Annotated in this window: 12 protein-coding genes, 1 tRNA gene and 1 pseudogene; 7 read left to right on the forward strand and 7 right to left on the reverse strand. The window is 47.2% G+C overall.

Annotation, left to right across the window (positions count from 1 at the left end):
• Positions 1-1,278 carry a ribulose bisphosphate carboxylase small subunit gene (locus tag QUA62_RS22045; RefSeq protein ID WP_333406695.1) on the reverse strand — a complete coding sequence of 426 codons (1,278 nt, stop codon included), beginning with the start codon at positions 1,276-1,278 and terminating at the stop codon, positions 1-3.
• A gap of 128 nt (positions 1,279-1,406) precedes the next feature.
• Here QUA62_RS22045 and QUA62_RS22050 point away from each other — a divergent pair, with 128 nt between their 5' ends.
• The 3 genes from QUA62_RS22050 (at position 1,407) to QUA62_RS22060 (ending at position 8,140) form a co-directional block, all read left to right on the forward strand.
• Positions 1,407-2,678, forward strand: coding sequence for an aspartate aminotransferase family protein (locus tag QUA62_RS22050; protein ID WP_333406697.1), 1,272 nt, complete (start codon positions 1,407-1,409; stop codon positions 2,676-2,678).
• A 529-nt stretch (positions 2,679-3,207) separates the two neighbouring features.
• A complete protein-coding gene (locus tag QUA62_RS22055) occupies positions 3,208-4,443 on the forward strand; it encodes a transposase (protein ID WP_333406699.1) in 1,236 nt (411 codons plus the stop codon).
• Positions 4,444-4,483: 40 nt separating this feature from the next.
• The gene (locus QUA62_RS22060; protein ID WP_333406701.1) at positions 4,484-8,140 is read left to right on the forward strand and encodes a CHAT domain-containing tetratricopeptide repeat protein; all 3,657 of its coding nucleotides are present in this window, start codon (positions 4,484-4,486) and stop codon (positions 8,138-8,140) included.
• A gap of 121 nt (positions 8,141-8,261) precedes the next feature.
• Here QUA62_RS22060 and QUA62_RS22065 read toward each other — a convergent pair whose 3' ends face one another.
• Together QUA62_RS22065 and gltX are read right to left on the reverse strand one after the other, a co-directional pair.
• Positions 8,262-8,696 (reverse strand): CAAD domain-containing protein, encoded by a 435-nt coding sequence (locus QUA62_RS22065; protein ID WP_333406716.1) that lies wholly within the window; start codon positions 8,694-8,696, stop codon positions 8,262-8,264.
• A 402-nt stretch (positions 8,697-9,098) separates the two neighbouring features.
• Positions 9,099-10,541 (reverse strand): annotated as a pseudogene (gene gltX / locus QUA62_RS22070) (glutamate--tRNA ligase); the annotation flags it as partial.
• A gap of 334 nt (positions 10,542-10,875) precedes the next feature.
• On the opposite strand from gltX, the gene QUA62_RS22075 reads away from it, so the two are divergent.
• Positions 10,876-11,424 (forward strand): DUF393 domain-containing protein, encoded by a 549-nt coding sequence (locus QUA62_RS22075; protein ID WP_333406702.1) that lies wholly within the window; start codon positions 10,876-10,878, stop codon positions 11,422-11,424.
• Between the two features lie 97 nt (positions 11,425-11,521).
• The gene (locus QUA62_RS22080) at positions 11,522-11,731 is read left to right on the forward strand and encodes a hypothetical protein (RefSeq protein WP_006632034.1); all 210 of its coding nucleotides are present in this window, start codon (positions 11,522-11,524) and stop codon (positions 11,729-11,731) included.
• A gap of 148 nt (positions 11,732-11,879) precedes the next feature.
• On the opposite strand, the gene QUA62_RS22085 is transcribed toward QUA62_RS22080, so the two are convergent.
• The 4 genes from QUA62_RS22085 to QUA62_RS22100 all read right to left on the reverse strand — a co-directional run bounded on the left by QUA62_RS22085 (position 11,880) and on the right by QUA62_RS22100 (position 16,688).
• Entirely contained in the window at positions 11,880-13,025 is a 1,146-nt protein-coding gene (locus tag QUA62_RS22085) for a GTPase (protein WP_333406704.1), read from the reverse strand.
• A 445-nt stretch (positions 13,026-13,470) separates the two neighbouring features.
• A tRNA-Asp gene (locus QUA62_RS22090) sits at positions 13,471-13,544 on the reverse strand.
• 56 nt (positions 13,545-13,600) lie between these two features.
• Positions 13,601-14,728 carry an esterase-like activity of phytase family protein gene (locus tag QUA62_RS22095; RefSeq protein WP_333406706.1) on the reverse strand — a complete coding sequence of 376 codons (1,128 nt, stop codon included), beginning with the start codon at positions 14,726-14,728 and terminating at the stop codon, positions 13,601-13,603.
• Positions 14,729-14,816: 88 nt separating this feature from the next.
• Positions 14,817-16,688: a TM0106 family RecB-like putative nuclease gene (locus tag QUA62_RS22100; RefSeq protein WP_333406708.1), complete on the reverse strand. Its 1,872-nt coding sequence runs from the start codon at positions 16,686-16,688 to the stop codon at positions 14,817-14,819.
• A gap of 95 nt (positions 16,689-16,783) precedes the next feature.
• On the opposite strand from QUA62_RS22100, the gene QUA62_RS22105 reads away from it, so the two are divergent.
• Both QUA62_RS22105 and QUA62_RS22110 read left to right on the forward strand, forming a co-directional pair.
• Complete coding sequence (locus QUA62_RS22105; protein ID WP_333406710.1) at positions 16,784-18,145, forward strand: aminotransferase class V-fold PLP-dependent enzyme; 1,362 nt, start codon at positions 16,784-16,786, stop codon at positions 18,143-18,145.
• Positions 18,146-18,310: 165 nt separating this feature from the next.
• The gene (locus tag QUA62_RS22110; protein ID WP_333406712.1) at positions 18,311-18,532 is read left to right on the forward strand and encodes a DUF6972 family protein; all 222 of its coding nucleotides are present in this window, start codon (positions 18,311-18,313) and stop codon (positions 18,530-18,532) included.
• Positions 18,533-18,606 lie beyond the last annotated feature (74 nt).

The following is an 18,606-nucleotide window of genomic DNA, read 5'->3' on the forward strand; positions in this document are numbered from 1 at the left end:
TTAACCCTGCGGCCGCTGAATAATTGTTTCAACTACCCGCCGCTTGACTTTTGGATCGATACCAATCAGCCGCACATATTCGCCGCCGTGTTCCGCCAAACAAGTTTCTAAAGATGCAACCACATCTTTTTCCTGTGCACTGTTAATCGTCGCGCAACTTTGCCAAGAACCAGTTTTAAATCGGCGATTATCTGCATATTCCATGCCAATTTTGCAGCCTCTTGCTAATAACTGCTTCACTTGTTCCAATACCTCGGAACTCAGCCGCGCCGCATGACCGTTACCACCTTCAGAAGTTGGCTCAACGTAAGCCTTATAATATTTGGATGACGGGTCGTTTAATTGACTTTGCGTTGGCCCAGCCGCCGCAGCATTGGGGGTTCCTTGAAGGTTGAACAGGCGCGATTGGTTGTATTCATCTACTAAGCGCATTTCCTTAATCCGCTTTTGTTGACCCACCATCAAACTGCCCATTTCTATTAAATGAGCGAGGCTGAAATTCGGGTTCTGGAAATCTGGCGCTGCTTCCAAAGTGTTTACCAAACGCTTGGAAACTCGCTCAATTCCTATTTTGTGAATGAATTCGCGGATTTGTTCGTCGTAAATGCGCGATCGCAAAGCGCTAAAAAAGTCGATCGCCTGATCGGGAAAATTATCCACTAACGCGACAATATCGGTTTTTGACAATTTGTCCGACTCAAAAATTCCCCCAACAATGCCAATTTTATCATCCCGGCTGGGTTCCCAATAAAACTTCTCCATCCGCCCGTCGCGAATCAGCGGCGCGTACAGCGTAGAAAAATCATTTCCGGTGACAATAATCGGCACTCGGTGCAGAGGCGTACTGTCGTAACTTCCCGGTAACTGCACGTTAGTTGGATTATCAGCAATATTCATCAGAGTGGCATTGACCATCTGAGTATTGACAGTATATTGAGTAGTAGTATCGAACCTGCCAGCACCCGCATCCAAATCGTTAATAAAGATGGCGCACATCTCGCCGCGCACGCGAATTTGCTCCGCCGCTTCCCGGTAGCGCAAGCGAATTAAACGCGCCGGATCTCCGGCATCCGGGCTTTCTAATTCCCCACCAGATATCATCACCGGTTCAAAGCCCATCCGCCGAAAAACCAGTTCGGTTTGAAAAGTTTTGCCTTCTCCTTTGCGGCCGTGAATTCCCAAAATTAGGGGAACTCTTACTCCGGGTAAATTTAAAAAGTTTTTAGTGACGTGCACCGCAACTTTATCGAGAAAGTTAGGAGAAATGTAATAACTCATCAGTAGATTTGTGAGGGATTAATTGAGTTTACTGTTATGATTTTATGACAAAACTAACAGGCTGCACCGCTAACCTGGATTTTTACCGTACAATCGAGGTCTGCATATTATGTGTTAAGGAGCGATTCGTGAGTCCAGAAACCTTACTAAAAGAACCAAACGTGCAAGCCGAAGCCAGTCCCTTCAGTTCTGAGAGCTTCGACAGCTATGTAATGACAACTTACGGGCGTTTTGCGATCGCCCTAGAACGGGGCCTCGGCTGCCGCGTTTGGGATACCGAGGGCCGCGAATATCTCGATTTTGTGGCTGGTATTGCTACCTGCACTCTGGGACACGCCCACCCGGCAATGATTGCAGCGGTAACTCAGCAAATTCAGACCCTGCACCACGTTTCTAATCTTTATTACATCCCCGTACAGGGGGAGCTGGCGAAGTGGCTTGTAGACCATTCTTGCGCGGACAGAGCCTTCTTTTGCAACTCCGGCGCGGAAGCTAATGAAGCGGCAATTAAACTCGCCCGCAAGTACGCCCACGAAAAATTAAATATCTCGAATCCGACAATCATTACCGCCGTTGCGAGTTTCCACGGGCGGACTTTGGCGACAATTACGGCAACGGGACAGCCTAAATACCAAAAGGGTTTTAGCCCCTTGGTTCCCGGATTTCACTACGTGCCCTACAACGATATTAGTGCGATCGAAAGTGCGATCGAGCAACTCGACAAAGACGAACGCCAAGTAGCAGCAATTATGCTGGAAGCGCTGCAAGGCGAAGGCGGAGTTCGCCCCGGAGATATTGCCTACTTCCAGCGAATTCGGGAAATTTGCGACGAAAAAGGCATTTTGCTGATTCTCGACGAAGTGCAAGTCGGGATGGGACGCAGCGGCAAATACTGGGGCTACGAAAACCTCGGCATTGAACCGGATATCTTTACGTCTGCCAAAGGATTGGGCGGCGGTATCCCGATCGGCGCTATGCTGTGCAAATCTTTCTGCGATGTATTTGAACCGGGAAGTCACGCCAGCACTTTCGGTGGCAATCCTTTTGCTTGCGCTGTAGCTTTGTGCGTTTGCCAAACTTTGGAACGGGAAAACCTTCTAGAAAACGTGCAGCAGCGCGGGGAACAGTTGAAAGCAGGCCTCAACAAGTTGGCGGCCGAATATCCGCATTTAATTGCCGAAGTGCGCGGCTGGGGTTTGATTGTCGGGATGGAATTGCAAGCTGACATCGAACTGACATCGGGCGATATTGTCAAATCTGCGATCGCCGCAGGAGTGCTCTTGGTTCCTGCAGGGCCGAAAGTGCTGAGATTTGTCCCGCCGCTGATTGTCACCGCCGCTGAAGTCGATCGAGCTCTGCTGGCAGTGGAGTCAGCCTTGCGCTCTCAAGCGGTACAGTAAAATCTACTGAGTTGATTTTTGTTAGCTGTAGCGCTGAAGCTCGCCCAATATCCTAAACTCACTTAGTCCAGGACACACTCTTCCTCAGAAACCGGGTTTATTTCGAGATTTCTCGTTACTAAACCCCATAGTTTCCCAGAAACCGGGTTTCTTAGCCTAAGTCCGATCGGGGTAAAAGTAAACCCGTCCCGCTGCAAATCTGTCGGGGCGGGTTTGTCAAGTTTAGAACTGTCTGTGAAACCCGCTCCGACAGACACACGGCGCCTTTAAGCGATTGTAGGTGCTACTTTCGCTATCTGCGTGTCTGTTGGGACTTGTGAATCCTGGTTGAACTATTTCGCGCCCTTCCCACTAAACGAAGTACCGCTATAGTGGGAAGGGCGGGTGACGACAATCGCATCTTTGAGCAGTTTTTGGGACAGCTTTCAAGACATACAAGATGCAATCGTCATCACCAAATTTTTCCCTAATGCTGTGCTCGTCAACTGTATATTGTGAGAGAATAGAAGAACCAAGGAGGTGATGTTGAGTGCTAGACAGGGCTATCCAAGTTCGTTTGTATCCTACCCAAAAGCAACAAATACAATTAGCTCCCGCTTTGGGTTGTGCGCCTTGGTGCTCGAATTATGGTCTAAATAAATCAATTGAATTTTATAAAAAAACTGGTAAGAAACTTGGCTGCTCCGAACTCAACACACTTTTACCCGCTCTCAAAAAATCATATAGAAGTGCATGGCTAGGTGAGTGTTACAGCCAAGTTTTGCAAGCTACTACGCTCAAGTTAACCACTGCCTACCAAATTATTTTCCATAAACTTGTTGGGTTTCCTAAGTTCAAAATGCCCCATAAAAAACAGTCTATTCAGTATCGTCAAAACGTCAAGATGGTTGAGGATAGTGTCAAAGTTAGTCGCAATAGTGGAATAGGTCAACCCAAAATACCTAGATTAATTGAGGGTAAAAATAAGAGTGTAATTATTAGTAAAAAAAATTATTCAGAAAAAGCTCTGGTATCTATTAGAGTGAATGAAATAGAGTGTGAGAACCCGACAACAAAAGAAGGTAGGATTTATGGCATTGATTTAGGAGTGAAACACTTTGCTATTGTCAACGAGGGCGAAAAAAAATCTAAATATGACAAGGCTAAACATTTTGCCCAGCACGAGAAGAACTTGAAGCGCCAGCAGCAAAAGTTAAGGCGCCAGCAGACAAGAAATAATTTTCGGTACAAATATAGAAAAGTTGTTGCCCAGCTATACGAACAGTTTAGAAATTCGCGGCAATATTTTCTACATAAACTTAGTTATAAGTTGGTCAGCGATCGCCTCGCTGTCATAGTAGAAAACTTTCATTTGTGGAACAGGATTCGCAATCAAAATGTGGCGAAAGCAAGATCGGATGAGGTTTTGGAAAGTTTGACCAACTTCTTAGCCTACAAGTTGGAACGCAAAAGCGGGAACTTAGTCGAGATTGATAGAGGGGTTTCCCGTTCCAAACTTGGTTCTAATTGTTTCCATCAAATGGCCGAGATGCCATTAAATATGAGGGAAGGGACTTGTCCTCACTGTGCTACCGATCGCGATCGGGAGCGCGACAAGAAAGCAGCGATAAATATGAAAGCAGAAGGTATCAAAATACTAAAGGCGGAAGGTTCAGTTGTTTCTGCTTTAGGATGCGAGGTAATACCCAAGCTAGGACGAAAGTCTAAGCTAAGGCACTCGCCTATGAGTACAGAAGCCCCTACTATATTCGGTACTGCGATTTAGCGGTGGGTAGTTCACTTGGTTGCACGGAAGCAGCGCTCCTATGGTTAATAGTTTGGCGGAATGCACGATGGACGAACAGCGTCGCAAAACTGATGTTAATATGCTCCAAGCGCTGCTGGAAAATCCTGGCGACTCAGGAATAGATTTGATTTTGAGGACGAACCCAAAGTCGATCGACTTTGGGTTCGTGCAAACGCTTTATGTGGAAGAAGTGGCACTGACGCGAGAAAGCTTGCTGAAAGCTGCAAAATTTTTCCAAAAGGCGATCGCACCCTTAGAATCTGCAAAAGGGAATTATAAATTGCCCGCAACCGGGGCAGCCTATCTGGCTTTTTTAGCAGAAGTATTGCAGGCAGTCGCGCGCGGCGCTGATTCGCAGCACCTGTACTCGCTGCTGAGAAACAATTTAGACAAACTCGACCAAAATTTCGCACAACTGCTGCGCCACTGGGCCACTTTGGTGATCCCTGCTGCCAAAGAATCCGAGACTAGGCGCATTGCAGCGTTAATCGGCAATCTGAGCAACAAAATTGGGCGGTTTCCCCTCGGCAGCAAGGCTCATAACTTGGAAATTGAAATTGCCGGTTACGAAACAGTTGCCAAGGTGTTTACCCGCAAAGACTTTCCCCAAGAATGGGCGGTGATGCAAAACAATCTGGGCAACGCTTATAGCGATCGTCCCAAAGGTGATAAGGCTCAAAATATCGAACAGGCGATCGCTTGCTTTGAAAATGCCCTACAAGTACGCACGCCCGAACAGTACCCGGAACAGTGGGCGACGCTGCAAAACAATCTGGGCAACGCTTACAGCGAGCGTCTCAGGGGAGATTCGGCAGACAATCTAGAACAGGCGATCGCCTGCTATCAAAACGCGCTGCGAGTTCGCACCCGCGAAACTTTCGGGGAAGAGTGGGCGAGCACTCAAAACAATCTCGGCCGTGCTTACAGCCGGCGGCTGCGGGGCAACCGAGCTGAAAATCTGGAACAGGCAGTCGCTTGCTACCAGAATGCTTTGCAAGTCTACAACCGCAAGGTGTTTCCCCGGCGTTGGGCTACAACTCAAAATAATTTGGCAAATGCTTACTGCGAGTTGCTGCGGGGCAACCGAGCTGAAAATCTCGAATACGCGGTTACGTGCTATCAGAGAGCTTTGCAGGTGCGGACTCGGGAAGCTTTTCCGCAGCAGTGGGCGACTACTCAAAGGAATTTGGGCCGGGTGTTTGTCGATCGCATCAAAGGCGATCCGGTGGAAAATTTGGAAATGGCGATCGCCTGCTATCAAAATGCTTTACAAGTCTACACCCGCATTAAATTTCCCGAAGCTTGGGCTTCGATCCAAACTTACCTCGGTAGGATCTACAGTCGGCGGGTGAAAGGGGAAAAAGCCGAAAATATGGAAATGGCGATCGTCTGCTATCAAAATGCTTTGCTGTTTTGCAACCGCCAAAAAACTCCCGAACGCTGGGCAATGCTGTGTGCTTACCTCGGCCGCGCTTTCTGCGAACACGTGAAAGGGGAAAAAAACCGCAACCTCAAAAGCGCGATCGCCTGCTATCAAAATGCGGGCGAAGTCTACACCAGGCAGGCCTATCCCAACCGCTGGGCAATGCTGCAAATTTATCTCGGCAGGGCTTATTCGCAACTGACCGAGGCGGAAAACTTGTCCCACATGGAAAGTGCGATCGGCTGCTATCACAGCGCCTGTCAAGTCTACACTCGCGAAAGCTATCCCCACCGCTGGGCTGAAATTTTATTTTATTTGGGTCAAGCTTACCGAGTTCGAGGCGACTTGCTTCGCGCGTACGGGGTTTTTACTGCTGCAGTCGATACTGTTGAATTCTTGCGTTGCGAAGTTGGGGTTGATACAGTCGATTTTGGCGATCGGACGAGTACCGAAAAAGTCAAATTAACCCGCACTTGGACTGGACTCTATAAATGCCTGGTGCAAGTTTGCTTGGAACTCGGCGCCAGCCAACCTGAATATTACGCTAAGGCTCTGGAATATGCCGAACGCCACAAAAATCGGAATTTGGTAGAACTGCTGGTTAAATGCCAGTTGACTCCGAAAGCCGAAATTCCTGCAGCGGTGCGAAGCGAGTTGGAGTCGCTGCGACTGGAAATAGCGGGGGAACAGCGGCACCAAGAACAGGGAGAACCTGAGCCGAACACGACCTTGATTTCTGAGGGCGATAGCCAAGGTTGGAACAGCGGTTCTCTGCTGCCGAACTCGGACTTCATGCACTTAAATCGATTGTGGAAGCAGTTTGATAGGTTGATTGCGCGGGAGGTGCAGGCAAACGATCCTTTCTTCAGCCTAGCTCACAAAGTTGAACCGATCGCTTTCGAGCAAATTCGCCAATTGTTGCCTGATGACAATTGCGCTGCTGTGGTGTGGGCGAGTTTGGGGGAGTTGCTGGTTGCTTTTGTGGTGGTAAAGAGCGCACAATATCCCGCCGTTCACCTGTGTTCCCCGCAAAATGCTTTGGCTGCCGAAACTTGGGCCCAGGAGTACCTCAGCGCTTATTCTGAACAAAAAGGTCGCTGGATCAATCATCTCCCGGCTCGCCTCAAACGCTTGGCTGCGATACTGGAAATTGATCGAGTGGTGGCGCTGATTCCGGAGAATTGCGATCGGCTGATTTTTGTGCCGCACCGATTTTTGCACGCTTTGCCACTCCACGCTTTGCCTGTGGCGGGGAGAGACGGGTTTGAGGACGGTGGGGGAATTTTTAGGTCTGGGTGGAGCGATCGCAGCGGTTTTGATGTGGAAACCTACAGCCTTTCGGATTTTTCTCAAAGTTCGTCTTTTGGCGACGTTGCAGCGCCTGCTGCTTATTTGATCGATCGATTTGCCGGAGGAATTCGCTATGCTCCTAGCTGTCAGCTATTGCTGTTGAGACAAAGTGCACGCGGAGCAGCTATTGGTCGGTACAGACCCGGTTTGCAGCACCTTTTGGCAATTCCAACTTTCACCAGAGATTCGTTCTACAGCAACATTGAAATCGGCAATATTTCCCAGTATTTTGCCAGTGCAGAAGTGGTGCGCCATAAGCCGGCAATTAAAGAGGCTTTTTCGCAAGAAATCTCTGCTAATAATGGGAATTTGCCCCAGCAAATAGGGCAGTTGCAGCAGAAAAAATGCGCTCATTTTGCTTGTTTGAGTTTGCTTAATTTGGCTTGGCCGCTGAAATCGGCAGTGTTTTTGAGGAATGATTCTCTGAGTTTGGAGGAAATTTTTAATCTGGATTTTCGGCAATATTTTTTAGTTACTTTATCGGGTTGCGAAATTGCCGCTGGCGGAGTTAGCGGTGCTGGAGGAGATTTTGTGGGTTTGTCGGCGGGTTTGTTGTATGCTGGCACCTCTAGTGTGGTTAGCAGTCTTTGGAAGGTGAACGATGTTTCTACGCTGCTGCTGACGAGCAAGTTTTATGAAAATCTGGGACGGTTTTCTCGGTTGCAGGTGGGAGATGTGGCGATCGCGCTGGCGGACGCTCAAAGGTGGCTGCGGGATTTGAGTGGCGAGGAATTGGAGGTGTTGCTGGCGGATTTTCAACCTCAAATTTCGCAAATGTTCGATCGGCTTTCTCAAAGTTCTCGCCTGATTGCTGAGGCATCTTTGCAGCAAATTCGCAACCGCAAACCCTATCCTTTTGCCAATCCTTATTATTGGGCGGCTTTTACGGCGACTGGGGTTTAGTTATTAGTCATTAGTCATTAGTCATTAGTCATTAGTCATTAGTCATTTAAAAACCCGGCACTAACAACTTATTTAAAATTGTCAGTGCCGGGCACAAATTCAACAAATTACCAACAAAAGTTTAGGACTTTTTGCCGAAAATTTGTTCTTTCAAGGCTTTAATTTCTTCACCTAATTGTTGCCGGTTGGACGATCGCAGCAAATAGCGGTAGACAAACCACCCGGTGTATCCGATACCAATTAGCTCGAATGTGGGTGCTAGCAGGGGGATGTCGTTGAGTTCATCTATTATCCCCAAAAGCACTTTCAAAGAGATAATCGAGGCTACAATTACACCGATAACAGTCAGGGGACTTTTGTACTGCTCGTAAAAGCTGCCGATGTAAGCGGGAAACTCGGACAAAATTGAGATAATTTGTTCTTTGATCTGCTGGGTCTGACTTGGCGGTTCGTCGGTAATTATGACTTGTGTTGTACCCATCGAACTTTCTGCTTCATTTCCGGCAGGAATTTCGGTGATGATAACGGTTGTTTCTGGTTCGTTTGATGAAGTCATTTCTCCACTCGCAATAGTTTTTTGCTGGTTGGCGGCAGGTATTTCAACTGCTGCTGCGACTGTTTCAAGAGCCGGTATTTCGACTGCTGCAACCTCCCCGTCGGTTGGTTCAAGAGCCGACACTTCGCCTGTTTCTGAAGTCGGTATTTCGACTGCTGTAACTTCCACTGCTTGTTCGACAGTCGGCGTTTCGACTGTTTCGATCGCAACTTTTTCCACTTCTGAAACCTCTGCTGCTGATGGTTCAACAACCGGGGTTTCTACTGTTTCAAGAGTCGGTGTTTCGACTTTTGAAACCTCCACTGCTGACTGTTCTGTAGCAGAACTTTCGGCGACTGTTTCTGCGTGTGGTTGTTCTGGGGTAGGAGTTTCGTCCGCGACACCAACAGCCGGCCCATTCAAGTTGCTAATGGCATCAAGCAAACGGGTTTTAGCCGTTCCTCGCTGGTGAAGGATTACCCAAGATTCTATCAGGTCGGGGCCGTGCATTGCACCTGTCAGAGCGGCTCTGAGCGATCGCATAATTAGCCCTTTGTTAAGATTTTTCTCTTTACTGAGCTTTTTAGTGATTTTCTGAGCTTCCGCTGATGTCAGGGAGGAATGACTTTCCATAGCTTCTACAACTGCTTGTAAAGCCTGTGCAGCCCCTTTTTGCTGCAACTGTGCGAGTGCTTCTTCTTCGTATTCCACCGTGGTGGAGAAGAATACCTTACACATATCCACAGCATCGGTTAAGCGAACGAGACTCGGGCCGATTAAAGCAGCTATTTGTTCGAGCCAGGGCCGGTCTGCCTGCAAGTCAAACTCATAACCGCCTTTCTGCCACCAATAAGGTATCAGCAAATCTGTCAATTGCGGCACTGGCATTTTGTGCAGGTATTGACTGTTAAGCCAATTGAGTTTATCCCAATCAAATTTTGCACCGGCTTTGTTGACTCGATAGAATGTAAATAATTCTGCTGCTTCCGACAGTGTAAATATTTCCTGCGTTGAATCCGGCGGCGTCCAGCCCAGCAAAGTCATGTAATTAACTAAAGCTTCGGGCAGGTAGCCCATATCTTTGAAGTCAGAAATCGAGGTTACGCCGTCGCGTTTAGAAAGCTTTTGCCCTTGGGAGTTTAAAATCAGCGGCGTGTGGGCAAATTCTGGGATTGTCGCGCCCAAAGCTTCGTAGAGCAATATTTGTTTCGGAGTATTGCCGATGTGATCTTCGCCGCGGATGACGTGGGTGATGCCCATGTCGATGTCATCGACAACTACTGCGAGGTTGTAGAGGGGTTGGCCGATGACGCCGCCGCTGGATGCCCTGGCAATTACCATGTCGCCGCCGAGGTCGCTACCTTTCCAGGTTACGGTGTCGCGTACCATGTCGTTCCACGCGATCGTGCGATCGTCGTCGATGATAAACCGAATCACAGCTTGTCGCCCTTCGCCTTCAAAAGCTGCGCGCTCTTTGCTTGTCAAGTTGCGGTGCCGGTTGTCGTAGCGGGGGGCTTGTTTGTTGGCTTTTTGTGCTTCCCGCATTTCGTCGAGTTCTTCCGACGTGGTGTAGCAGCGGTAGGCGAGTCCATTGTCTAGAAGGGTTTGGACTGCTCGGCGGTATATTTCCAGACGTTGGGACTGAAAACTCGGGCCTTCGTCCCAGTTCATACCCAGCCAGGTGAGTCCTTCGAGGATGTTATCGGTGTATTCGCTTTTAGAACGTTCTACGTCTGTGTCTTCTACCCGCAGGATGAATTTTCCGCCTTGGTTGCGGGCAAACAGCCAGTTAAATACGGCGGTTCTGGCGGTACCGATGTGTAGGTTTCCGGTGGGACTGGGGGCTAGACGGACTCTGACATTCATGTAGATTTTTGCTTTTAGATTGGGCGATTTACGGGTTGGGGGAATAGCTGATGTTTAAGACTTCAAATTTTATTATATTTTGTTGCCGACTTAAAATTTGTGCTTGGCAGGTGCTTTGCCTCGAATTACTTGATAATACGCGATCCTCTTCGAGGGCTTTCCTTCGGATCGCGGAGCTAACGAGCCATCGGGCGAAAGTCTCCGGCAAGGCACTAGAAGGCATCTTGATGATATTAGCATTGCGGGCGGGCAAGACAGGATTCACCTTTGGGACTATTTTTCACACCACAAATAACTGCTTTAGGAGTACCCAAGGCGTACCTGATAACTATTGATGCTTGTAAAATGTTTGTGTGCGATCGACGACATTAAAATATATTTCCCTATGTCTGCTGCTAAAACTGAGTTTTCCGAATCTGTTGCGCCCTCACCCGAGTCTTTTGCGCCTGCTTGGCAGATTGAGTTACTGTACGACGGTGAATGTCCTCTGTGCGTGCGGGAGGTTAATTTCTTGAAAAAACAGGACGCGGGGCGAGGTTTAGTGTCGTTTGTGGATATTGCGGATGATGGCTACAACCCGGAGGTTCACGGCGGAATCGACTACGAAACGGCGATGGGGCGGATTCACGCGGTGTTACCCGACGGTACGACGGTTAAAAATGTCGAGGTTTTTCGCCGCACCTACGAGATTTTAGGTATGGGCTGGGTTTATGCTGTGACTAAGTTACCAGTGATCGGGGCGATCGCCAATTGGCTGTACGGAATTTGGGCAGACTGGCGGCTGAAGCTGACAGGAAGGCCGGATTTAGCAACTATTATGAGCGATCGAACTCAGCGGATCGAGTGCGAAAGTCAAGGCCGCTGCCGACCCAACTCGAAATGAGTCATATTTAATAAGTTCGATCGGTCTATCAGAAGATGTCAGCAGAAACAGACTGCAACTAACATTAAAGATGGACTACTATTAAAGGTCAAAAAAAATGCAAGATGCAGGCTATACAGTCTTCATGGGGTTCGGGGGTCTCTGGATACTTATGGGAATTGCCGCTGTGATTTTCCTGTTCAAATCGGACGGTCAAAAACTTAGGTTTGGCAAATGGGGACTGCTAGTTGCTATTCCGATTCTCGTCCCCATCGTCCTGGTTTTGACATATCAGATCGCCCGACCCTTTATTTCCTCGCACCTTTGAGCGCTGCTGGGAGTCGATGTTTAAATTTAATTATAGGCAAAGAGTTTGCGGAACTTGTTAGGAGAGTTCTAGGAAAGGGCAAGGAATATTAGGAGTCGTTGATGGGGGTGGAGTGGGTGCCACAACTTCTCGCTGGACTAGGCGGAAACTAGAGACCACCCAAAAATTTGCTAACAAGCACTTTCCATTCAGGCAGATCGCGTATGTCAGTCAATGCTAAATCCCTCAACACATCTTTAGCTTGTTCATGGTAGCTTCTAAATTTTGAACGTAGAAGCTCTTCCTGCTCAAGCTTAGCATCACTAGAAAGGATAGAATTAACGGTTGCCAATAGTGCAAGAGTGATAACAACTGCGACCCCAGCCGCCGCCACATCAAAAACACCTGTAGGTGGAAGAAATGATTTAACAAACAAAAAGAGGCTGGAACCCGCTGTTTCAGCTAAAAATGTTGGCAGGATAGCGAGCGCAGCTTTAGAAGACAAAACTTTGCCAGTGTATAAGTAATACAAAGACCCTATGGCAACTGCCTGTGTGGCGGTAATAAATGCTGCGCTGCCCGGAATAAATGCTTGACCTGCCACTGCTATCAAAGCTACCGCAATTATTTTGACTCCATAAGACTGCTTTTCAGCCATGTGTCTTGCTAGCAGCAGGTCTTTTCCCTTTTTTTCTAGAAATTCCTCAATGTCAGTGCGTAGCGGAAAAACTCCTCTAATATCCATCTTGGGATTACGGCTTTTAGGATCGTAACCCTTCGTACAAGTTGGATAAATCTTGTCTACCTTTAAATGGTTTTTCCACTGATTGACTACATCGTCTACAACCGTTGGAGCGAGATCATCCCACTCATCAATTTTGTTAAGAACGACAAAAAATTCATCACAATGCTGCCTCAAGTCATCTAGGCTTTTCTTTTGTGAAGCATCTGAGGAACCAGTTACTACAAATATGCCAACATCAATATGCCTCAAAAAATTCTTGGTGACTTCACTATTCTCTGCACGCACATCGTCAAGACCTGGTGAGTCAATTAAATAAACCTTTTCATCAAGTTTTAGAATTGTTAAATCTTTAGTAACGCCCGAAACTGCTCCTACCTTGGCAATTTCTAAAGCTTTTCTTCTGCTCAGTTTCAACAAAGCATTAATGAGGGAACTTTTTCCGGAACTTACCTTGCCGATTATCGCAATGTTGAGAGATTGCGATAAATCAGGTGCTTTTTCCACAAATTTCGCTTGTACTCGCTCAAAAAAGCTCTTTTCGTCTAACCCGTCGAAGGCTGAGTCACGCATTTTCCCTCCTCCTCTAATATCGTTTACGCAAATGATTGCTATAAATGGGTTTTGGTAAGCATTCTCGTAATCAACCCGTTATGTAGCTAAAATTTAGGTAATTCATATACCAACAACTAAAATATAACATCAAGTTTCCGCAACTTTTTCTTAGTAGTGGAATCCCGGGTGGCCAGAAACCGGGTTTTTTTGCGAGAATAATTCGTTACAGCCCGCCTCAACGGCTAAAACCCCGTTGCTTGGATTTTGATGCGTCCAAGGCTGTTTCTGTAAGCGGATGACATACGGAAAGTCTCCAGATGTCACCTGATTTGAGATGATATCGAGAGACTTCCGTATCTCTACCCATTTATTGAGTAGTGAAATGTTCAACTACCCATTGATTTATAATCAATAAGAAATTGGGATAGCTTTTTTCAGCAATCTGAACATTTTCTATTTTGAACGGGACAGACGGGGCTCGAACCCGCAACTTCCGCCGTGACAGGGCGGTGCTCTAACCAATTGAACTACTGTCCCTCGTTTTGCCGTTTTTTCAGGCACAATTTCTATTATGCCTATAACTTCACCTTTTGTCAAGAGGTTTTTTGAACTTTTATTTGGAAGCCCAAAATTTGAGTCTCTTGCAGGGGACTGAAGTTGTTGTCGCTCACCAAAATCAGACCTCTGCTAGCATCCCCCAGGGCGGGGCCAAATGTCAACCCCTCAATGTTGTCTAGGGGAATTTTCAGGGTTTCCAAATCCAGCAGCAGGCGTTTTTGAGCGGGAGAAACCTCGCTGAGACGGCTTTTGAGGCTTTCGAGTGCTTCAATACGATCGCCCTTTTCCAGAGAAATCTCAAAAATTCTGATAGTTGTGCCGGTTTCCAGGGAGAAAGCACGCTCTAAACTCAGCAAGCGGTTATCGTCGATCGCCAACAAATCCACTAAACCGTTGCTAGTTAATTTTCCCACAGGATTCGCACCAGCCGGTAGCGGTTCGGTGATGTAGAGAAACGATGCTTCTGGATTGCCGCTCACCGCATCGTAGCGCAAAATCCGGCACGGGCTCCCGGTTTCCAGGGAAGGTACTGCGCCATCTTGAACCAAGGCGTTTTCTGTGGCTGTAAATAGGTATTTGCGATCGGGCGTTAAAGTTAAACTTTCAAAAGCGAGATTGTTGCGGATGCCTTTACTGCCTTTGTCGTCGGCCAAAAATAGGTCAGGAATTGGCAGCGTTTTCAGGAGTTTACCATCGAGGGAGAACTCTTTGATAAAAGGATTTATTTTGCGATCGACATCTCCCTCAGAAGAAACAAACACGCTATTGCCAGTAAAAGCTATCCCTTCAGGATCTAAACTTAATTCAGGAAAACCTTTGCCGTTTTCATCTAATAAAGTAGTGACACCAGTAAAAGTAATTTGCTCTTTTTCCAATTTACCAGATTGCAAGTTGATTTTTAGAGTATAGAAGCGCGCCGGAGCCTTGCTGCTGCGGTCATCAGAAATGGCATAATAAACTTGTTTGTCGGCATCATAAGTAATGCCCGAAAGCCCGCCAATTTCCGTCCCCTGAAACGGAGAACCTGTAGGAAATATTGCTCTGCCGATAAAATCTATTTTGGTAACAGCGAAAGATTTGGCTGACTGGTTTACCCAAATAGCAACACTTGCTGCCATCAAAAAACAGACAATAAATATAGTTGGTTTTCCTAGCTTTCGCATTTTACCAATAAATACATTATTACCTATCTTCCTCTTCCCTTTCTTCCTTCGCGCCCTTCGCGTCTTCGCGGTTCATTACATCTGAAAATCACAGCTCATGATTTAGCAAAAAATTGGTCAACCACTCTTTAACTACATAAGTAGCACGACAGTCGTCCTCATTGTAGCGGACGATCGCCTCCAAGAGCGATCGATCGCCGGTTTTAAGCCAATCGTCGTACCAGCAGACGCACTGAGCACCATTAGCCTTAGCATCTCGCCAGTCAAAACCCAGCCAGCGGGCAATGGGTTTGAGTGCGTAACTTTCCACCGGCATAATCGCTTTTTGCGTCACTTGTTTGTGAATATCTACAAACCGTTTCAGCACGGGTTTCCACAAATAAGCTGGAGTATTGTAAAGTTTAGCCAGTCGCTTAAAAGTCTTGACTTCGTAGTCGCAAAAGTGAAAAATCGGAGCAATGGGATAAGCCCACATTAATTCTAAGAATTGCTCCCAAATTGCACCTTCCTCTGCTGCTGATTCTGCTAAAAAACCGTGGAATTTTTCCGTATTGTTGGATCGGTCAACAACTAAGACTCCGTGGAGGTAATCTAAGTTTAACTCGGGTTCGGCTTCAATATCAAAGTAGAGTTCGATTGGGGCGATCGGCAAAAAGACAGATTGCGAATACGGAATTGGTTTCTTGCGGAGAATTGGCGCCGGTATAGAAGATGTGGCAGGTTTATTTTCTCTACTTTTTACTTCCTCAACAGCGATGTTATTCAAGATATTGTCTCCAATATCTGGTACTATTTCAGATGAGTTAAGTTCTTCTGAATTCTCACTTCTACGTTCTTCTCGATCGTTAATGGGTGTATCCGTGTCAAAATCCGTGTCGTGCCTTCCTTCTTCCTTCTTCCCTCTTCCTTCTTCCTTCTTCCTGACATCCGTTACATCCGTTACAGAATCCGTTGCCGAACTTCCTTCTTCCTTCTTCCTTCTTCCTTCTTCCCGCAACAGCGGTAGATTTAGCAAGTGCGATTGAGCTTGCTGCACCACATCAAAAGCAACTCTGTCGGGGAACTCTGGATACTCAGAAAGCAGTTCGGAACTAGCATTAGCGAGAGCTTCTACATCAGTAATTTGGAGAGTTTTTAGTCTAGCATAGCGGCTGGCCGTAACTCCCGGCAATAAGGAAAGATGTTTAATAGATTCGGCTTCGGCGTGACAGATAGTATACCAACCGCAAAGATTGCACTTTTGCCGGGAAATAAACACCTCTGGTTTATCCCGATTTTCTATCATCTGAATGCAGTTGTCTAAAATCTCGAACATCTCAGGAGTTCGCTGGTCTAGATTCACCGACCACAGCCCTTTTTTTCGCAGCATTAGCCACGCAGCCTCGGGGATTGTTTCCTGCAGGGAAGCTAAAACTTGGGCGTGAAAAGCTGCGATAATTTGATACTCTAGTTTTGGTCGCTTGCTAAGCCAAATATCCGCAGTAATATAACTCCAATCGCCAAATTTTGATTTTCCTGGCTGTTTGATTAATAAATGGGGGCGGCCGATCAGGGTAATGTTTGAAGAGGGAAGATTGGAGGATGAAAGATCAACGGGAGTTTCGGGGAGTTCGCCAAATTCGGGGAAATATTGACTGTCAATTCCTACCAGAGAAGTTGTTGCGGCGTTGGTTTGGCCGAATTCGCCCTGGATCAGAACTCCTCGGTAAATGCGATCGACCCCTTGCTGCATTAAACTCAATGTAGCGGCCGCGCCGGCTTCCCAATCCCCTCTAGGATAATATGGTTGTTGGTAAGTCTCGTGTTCCAAAGCTTGCTGCTGGTATGCGGCGCTGTCGCGCATCAGTTTCAGCAGAAAGTCGCTGGGGGGGTCTTGTTGTTTCCAGTCTCCGCAGGTATCTAAAAATGCTCGGAGATGGCATCGTTGATAGGAAAGTAGCAGTTTGTCAGTTATTAACATTTAGTATTCGCAAGGCATAGAGTATCAGGCAAAAGGTATAAAATTCACAGCATTAGTTATTCAATATTAACGCTATCAATAATTCCCAAAAAAAAATGACAAAGGACAATCACCGGCAACAATTCCCAGCTTTGGCCAATAAAGCTTATTTTAACTACGGCGGACAAGGGCCGCTGCCTGAGCCTGCTTTAGAGGCGATTTATGAGGCTTACAAACGGGTACAGCTTGGAGGGCCGTTTTCGGGGGAGGTGGGGGCTTGGGTGGTTCAGGAGGCGATGCTGACGCGACGTGCGATCGCATCTGAGTTGACGGTACCTCCTGAAACCATCGCCCTAACTGAAGATGTCACCGTCGGCTGCAATATTGCGCTGTGGGGCATTGACTGGAAAGCAGGCGACCATTTGCTACTTTCTGACTGCGAGCACCCCGGCATTGTAGCTAGTGTAATGGAACTTCAGCGCCGTTTCAACATTGAGGTTTCGGTTTGTCCGTTGGCGGCTACTTTGAATGAAGGCGATCCGGTGGCGGTGATTGCTGATAGTTTGCGGCCAAATACTCGCTTGTTGGTAATCAGTCACATTTTGTGGAACACTGGCCAAGTTTTGCCTCTGGCTGAGATTGTGAAAGTGTGTCATGAACGCCCCCTAGCCCCCCCTTGCCAAGGGGGGGGACAAGAGGATTTTTCGCTGATTCAATCCGAGGGGGAAACAGGTGTAAAACCCCCCCTAACCCCCCCTTGGCAAGGGGGGGGACAAGAGGGCTTTTCGCTGGTTCAAGGGGATGGATCAGAGGATTTGTCCCTGATTAAAGGGGGGGGACAAGAGGAATTGCCTGCCAAGAATCACAAAGTTAGAGTGTTAGTTGATGCCGCTCAATCGGTGGGGGTTTTGCCTTTAAATTTGATTGAATCGGGGGTTGATTTTTATGCTTTTACTGGTCACAAATGGTGGTGCGGCCCGGAAGGTTTGGGCGGGCTTTATGTGAGTGCTGAAGCTTTGGCAGATTTGCATCCGGTGTTTATCGGTTGGCGGGGAATTGTGACGGATGCTAATGCTAAAGTCCTTGGGTGGAAGTCTGGATCGCAGCGCTATGAAATTGCGACTTCTGCTTATCCTTTGTATGCGGGTTTGCGGAGTGCGATCGCCCTGCAACATGAATGGGGTACGATCGAGGAAAGGTATGCAGAAATTTGCCGTTTGAGTAAGTATCTCTGGGAGCGTTTGTCGGAACTTCCCGAGGTGGAATGTTTGCGGAAATCTGCGCCGGAAGCTGGTTTGGTTTCGTTTCGATTAACTAATGGGATGCCGCACAAAAAGCTGGTCGATTTGTTGGAAAAACAGGGGATTATGGTGCGGACAATTCTTAATCCTGATTGTGTGCGGGCTTGTGTTCACTATTTTACAACTGAGACCGAGATTGATAAGTTGGTTGGGGCGATCGCAATTCAATTCGTATAGCCGGGGCAGGTTTATCTATAGTCCTGGACGCACGGGTAGTCAGAAACCGGGTTTTTGCGAGAATACTTGGTTACAGCCTTTGAACCGGGCAAAAAACCCGGTTCCTTTTTTTGGCATCAATATAATAAGATGGATTCGGTGTTATTGGCTACAGGCTTGCCATGTATGAGTGGAATTGACCGTGAAGTTACTCTAGAAACCCGAAGCAGTCTCATTGACAAACATCTCCCCGGAACCCAAAAAGCAGAAAGCGAACTTGAAAGCGAAGGAATTGTCCATCTCTTTAATGATAGAGAAACAATGGAAAGAGTCGCCGCAGAAATCAAGACAAGAGGCGAACGCACAGGAGCGGACGATCCAGAGGATAATTACTGGAGTTTAGACTAAAAAACGAGCGCATCTAAAAGTAGCTGCCTTTAAATATCCGGCAAGCTGTTACTCAAAAACTCAAGAGGGAGAAA

Origin of the sequence: Microcoleus sp. MON1_C1 (assembly GCF_036701945.1) — a bacterium.
Classification (GTDB): Bacteria; Cyanobacteriota; Cyanobacteriia; order Cyanobacteriales; family Microcoleaceae; genus Microcoleus.

What these genes read in the sequence shown, in the direction of transcription:
- QUA62_RS22075 (WP_333406702.1), top strand. Translation starts at nt 10,876, where the DNA reads ATGCTTGTAAAATGTTTGTGTGCGATCGACGACATTAAAATATATTTC.
- QUA62_RS22110 (WP_333406712.1), top strand. Translation starts at nt 18,311, where the DNA reads ATGAGTGGAATTGACCGTGAAGTTACTCTAGAAACCCGAAGCAGTCTC.
- QUA62_RS22105 (WP_333406710.1), top strand. Translation starts at nt 16,784, where the DNA reads ATGACAAAGGACAATCACCGGCAACAATTCCCAGCTTTGGCCAATAAA.
- QUA62_RS22060 (WP_333406701.1), top strand. Translation starts at nt 4,484, where the DNA reads ATGGTTAATAGTTTGGCGGAATGCACGATGGACGAACAGCGTCGCAAA.
- QUA62_RS22045 (WP_333406695.1), bottom strand. Translation starts at nt 1,278, where the DNA reads ATGAGTTATTACATTTCTCCTAACTTTCTCGATAAAGTTGCGGTGCAC.
- QUA62_RS22100 (WP_333406708.1), bottom strand. Translation starts at nt 16,688, where the DNA reads ATGTTAATAACTGACAAACTGCTACTTTCCTATCAACGATGCCATCTC.
- QUA62_RS22085 (WP_333406704.1), bottom strand. Translation starts at nt 13,025, where the DNA reads ATGCGTGACTCAGCCTTCGACGGGTTAGACGAAAAGAGCTTTTTTGAG.
- QUA62_RS22095 (WP_333406706.1), bottom strand. Translation starts at nt 14,728, where the DNA reads ATGCGAAAGCTAGGAAAACCAACTATATTTATTGTCTGTTTTTTGATG.
- QUA62_RS22065 (WP_333406716.1), bottom strand. Translation starts at nt 8,696, where the DNA reads ATGACTTCATCAAACGAACCAGAAACAACCGTTATCATCACCGAAATT.
- QUA62_RS22080 (WP_006632034.1), top strand. Translation starts at nt 11,522, where the DNA reads ATGCAAGATGCAGGCTATACAGTCTTCATGGGGTTCGGGGGTCTCTGG.